This window comes from Streptomyces sparsus (genome assembly GCF_054776295.1).
Window position 1 is genome coordinate 1 of sequence record NZ_BAAHCA010000392.1, and the last position, 4,442, is coordinate 4,442.

General features: G+C 72.6%; 3 protein-coding genes. All 3 read right to left on the bottom strand.

Annotation, left to right across the window (positions count from 1 at the left end; genetic code table 11):
• Positions 1-1,832, bottom strand: a 1,832-nt coding sequence (gene pheT, locus ACYVE9_RS17035; protein WP_461028722.1) for a phenylalanine--tRNA ligase subunit beta, incomplete at its 3' end; no start/stop codon positions are given.
• On the bottom strand, positions 1,832-2,992 hold the full coding sequence (pheS, locus tag ACYVE9_RS17040) for a phenylalanine--tRNA ligase subunit alpha (protein ID WP_461028723.1): 1,161 nt from the start codon (positions 2,990-2,992) through the stop codon (positions 1,832-1,834). The genes pheT and pheS, both read right to left, overlap by 1 nt.
• A 138-nt stretch (positions 2,993-3,130) precedes the next feature.
• Complete coding sequence (locus tag ACYVE9_RS17045) at positions 3,131-4,243, bottom strand: sensor histidine kinase (protein WP_461028724.1); 1,113 nt, start codon at positions 4,241-4,243, stop codon at positions 3,131-3,133.
• Positions 4,244-4,442 lie beyond the last annotated feature (199 nt).

Genomic DNA, 4,442 nt, shown 5'->3' on the forward strand with positions numbered 1-4,442 from the left:
CGCACCGGCCTGGTGGCGCCGGCACGCGGCCGGAAGACCAGGCCCGTCTCGAACAGGGCGAGCCCGCCCTGGCTGCCCTGGCTGCCGCGGCCCTCGTTGCGCCGCAGCGTTGTCAGCAGGCCCGGCAGCAGCGTGGTGCGCAGCGCCGGCTCCTCCTCGGAGAGCGGGTTCGCGAGACGTACCGTGCGGCGGGCCGGGTCGTCGGCGGCCAGCTGGAGCTGGTCGAAGACGCCCTCGGCGACGAACGGGTAGTTCAGGGCCTCGACGTAACCGGCGGCGGCCAGCGAACGCCCGACCCGCCGGTGCAGCCGCTGGCGCTCGGTGAGACCGCGCCCGGCCGGCGGCCTGGGCAGCGTGGCCGGCAGCGCCTCGTAGCCCTCCAGCCGGATGACCTCCTCGGCGAGGTCGTTCGGATCGGTCAGGTCGGGACGCCAGCTAGGCACGGTGACGGTCAGCTCGTCGGAGCCGTAGACGTCGCAGCCGACCTCCTGGAGGCGGCGGACCACCGTCTCCCGGCCGTAGACCACACCGGCCACCCGGTCGGGGTGGTCGGCGGCGATCAGCACGGTGTGCGGCCCGCTGGGGGTGACGACCTCGGTGACGCCGGCCTCGGCGGTACCGCCGGCCAGCAGGACCAGCAGGTCCACGGTGCGCTGGGCGGCGGCGGAGGCCGCCTGCGGGTCGACACCGCGCTCGAAGCGGCGGGACGCCTCGGAGCTGAGGCGGTGCCGGCGGACGGTGCGGGCGATGGCGACCGGGTCGAAGTGCGCGGCCTCGATGACGATCTCTCGGGTGCCGGCGGCCTCGCCCGTCTCCGGGTCGGTGGCGGCGTCGACGATCTCGGTGTTCGCGCCGCCCATCACGCCGGCCAGGCCGATGGGGCCGGAGTCGTCGGTGATGACGAGGTCCTCGGCGTGCAGGGTGCGCTGCACACCGTCGAGCGTGGTGATCTTCTCGCCGGCCTCGGCACGGCGCACTCCGATCGGGCCGTCGACGCGGTTCCGGTCGTAGGCGTGCAGCGGCTGGCCGAGTTCGAGCATCACGTAGTTGGTGACGTCCACGGCGAGCGAGATCGGCCGCATGCCGGCCTTCTGGAGCCGGCGCTGGAGCCACAGCGGGGAACGGGTCTCCGGGCGGACGCCGGTGACGGCCCGCGCGGTGAACCGGTCGCAGCCTGCCGGATCGGTGACCTCGACCCGCGGTCCGTAGTCGTTGGGCGCCGGGACGTCGAGCAGCGCGGGGTCGCGCAGCGGCACCCCGTAGGCGGTCGCCGCCTCGCGGGCGATGCCGCGCATCGACAGGCAGTAGCCGCGGTCGGGCGTGACGGCGATGTCCAGGACCTCGTCGACCAGCTCCAGCAGCTCGATGGCGTCGGTGCCCACCTCGTGCTCCGGCGGCAGCACGATGATGCCGTCGTGCTCGTCGCTGACGCCGAGCTCCGAGGCGGAGCAGATCATGCCCTCGGAGACCTTGCCGTAGGTCTTCCGGGCGGCGATCTTGAAGTCACCGGGCAGGACGGCGCCCGGCAGGACCACGACGACCTTGTCGCCGACGGCGAAGTTCCGGGCGCCGCAGACGATGTTCTGCGGTTCCCCGGTGCCGTTGGCGTCGCCGACGTCGACCTGGCAGTACCGGATGGGCTTCTTGAACTCGGTGAGTTCCTCGATGGCGAGGACCTTGCCGACCACCAGGGGGCCCTTGAGGCCCGTGCCGAGCTGGTCGACGGTCTCGACCTCCAGCCCGGACGCGATGAGTTTCGCCGCGACGTCGCGACCGGACTCGCCGGCCGGCAGTTCGACGTACTCCCGCAGCCAGGAAAGCGGGGCCCGCATCAGATCTCCATCCCGAACGGCCGGGTGAAGCGCACGTCACCCTCGACCATGTCTCGCATGTCTTCGACGTTGTGGCGGAACATCAGCATCCGCTCGATGCCGAACCCGAAGGCGAAGCCGCTGTACTTCTGCGGGTCCACGCCGCAGGCGGTGAGCACCCGAGGGTTGACCATGCCGCAGCCGCCGAGCTCGATCCAGCCTTCGCTGGAGCAGGTGCGGCAGGGGCGCTCCGGGTCGCCGACGGACGCGCCGCGGCAGGCGAAGCAGACCATGTCCATCTCGGCGGACGGCTCGGTGAACGGGAAGTACGACGGCCGCAGCCGGGTGCCCAGGCCCTCCCCGAAGAGCGCGGTGACCATGTGGTCGAGCGTGCCCTTGAGGTCGGCCATGGTCAGGCCCTCGTCCACCGCGAGCAGCTCCACCTGGTGGAAGACCGGGGTGTGGGTGGCGTCCAGCTCGTCGGTGCGGAACACCTTGCCGGGGCAGATGACGTACACCGGCGGCTCGCGGTCGAGCAGCGAGCGGATCTGCACCGGCGAGGTGTGGGTGCGCAGCACGATGCCCGACTCGCCGTCGGCGTCGGCGGCGTCCTTGCCGCTCCCGTCACCCGCGGCGGCTTCCGCCGCGCGGACGAAGAAGGTGTCCTGCATGGTGCGGGCGGGGTGGTCGGGCGCGATGTTGAGGGCGTCGAAGTTGAACCACTCCGCCTCGGCCTCGGGCCCCTCGGCCACCTCGTAGCCCATGGCCACGAAGATGTCCTCCACGCGCTCCATGAGCGTGGTGAGCGGATGGCGGGCACCGGCCGGCGACCGGTCGTAGGGCAGCGTGACGTCCACCGCCTCCTCGACGAGCACCCGCTCGTCGCGTTCCGCCTCCAGCTGCTCCTGCCGGCTCTTGAGCGCCTTGTTGACCGCGCCGCGGGCCATGCCGACGCGCTTGCCCGCGTCCGCCTTGGCGTGCGGCGGCAGCGCGCCGATCTCCCGGTTGGCGAGCGCCAGGGGTGAGCGGTCACCTGCGTGTGCCGCCTTCACCTCACGCAGCGCGTCGAGGTCGGCCGCTGCCGAGATGGCGGCGAGCGCCTCGTCCCGTGCCCGGTCGATCGCTTCCGGTTTCAGTGCCTCGACCTCGACAGGGTCGTACGACTTGTTGGGTGCGGACATCTCTTCCCGTGCTTCCGGTTGGCTGGGCTGCGCGCCGTGCCCCACGACGTGTGGCGTAAAGGTGCCAAAGGACGAGTCTACGGGGAGGCGCGCGTGGACATGGACGCGGAGAAGCCCGTGGGCGGCGTTCCGGCTGGCTCAGGAGAGGATCGCCGGGGTGCCCACGGGCAGGGTAAATCGGAACTGGGCGCCGCCCGCGGCGGACCGCCCGACCGTGATGGTGCCGCCGTGCACCTCGACGATGCCCTTGACGATGTACAGCCCGAGCCCCGTGCCGCCGCGCTTGCTGCCCCGCCAGAAGCGGGTGAAGACACGGCTCATCGACTCCTCGGGGATGCCGGGGCCTTCGTCGCTCACGGTGACGGTCGTCCCTTCGGGGTGGCTGCGCGTCGGCGATGCGGCCGACACCTCGATGGTGACGGTTCCCTCGCCGTGGCGCACCGCGTTTTCCAGCAGGTTGCCCAGCACCTGGTCGATCTTGTCGGGGTCGGCCCAGAGCTGCGGCAGGTCGGCGGAGATGCGGGTGACGAACCGCTCGGCGAGCTCACCGGCCGCGAGGTGCGCCTCGATGTGGCGGCGGACGGCGGCGGCCATGTCGACGGGCTGTTTGCGCAGCTCCAGCCGTCCGGAGTCGATGCGGGAGATGTCCAGCAGTTCCGCGATGAGCCGGGTGACGCGGTTGGCGTCGGCGTCGACGGTCTCCAGCATCAGCCGCTTCTGGTCGTCGGTGAAGCGTTCCCACTTGGCGAGCAGCGTCGCGGTGAACCCCTTCACGGAGGTCAGCGGCGAACGCAGTTCGTGGGCGACGGTGGCGATGAGTTCGGCGTGCTCGCGTTCGGTCCGCCGCCGGGCCTCGGTGCCGCGCAGCGCGACCACCAGCCGGCGTACCGGTCCGGTGGGTGCCTGCCGCACGTAGCGGGCCGACACCAGGACCTCGCGGCCGCCGGGCAGCAGCAGGTTGCGCTCGGGCTGTCCCCGCCGGACGGCCAGTCCGCCGTAGGGGTCGGTGAGCCGCCACCAGCGGCGCCCTTCCAGGTCCTCCAGCGGCAGGACCTGCTCGATCGGCCGGCCCAGCGCCTCCGGTGCGGGCAGGCGGGTGATGCGGGCGGCGGCGGCGTTGAAGCAGATGACCCGGCCGTCCGCGTCGGCCACCACCAAGCCGTCGGGCAGGTCGTCCGGATCGATGTCCGACTCACCGCCGCCTTCCCGCGGTGCCGCCGACAGGAGCGGGTGGGCGTTCTCGCCGGACACGAACCGTTCCTCCCCGCTGGACTCACGTCCATGTCTGCTCATCCCACGCCCCAGCCCCACGACCCGCCGCGGCGGGCCCGGCAGGTGCGCACACCCTACTAGGGTCTGCGCGGTCGGACATGTGCGGAGCGGGACGAGTGCGGCCGGGACGGCGGTCCGGTGCGGCCGGGGCGCCGGGGCGAGTGCGGCCGGAACGCCG

Bases quoted from the DNA above. Each gene is read 5' to 3' on its own strand.
- pheS (WP_461028723.1), bottom strand. From the start codon at position 2,992: ATGTCCGCACCCAACAAGTCGTACGACCCTGTCGAGGTCGAGGCACTG.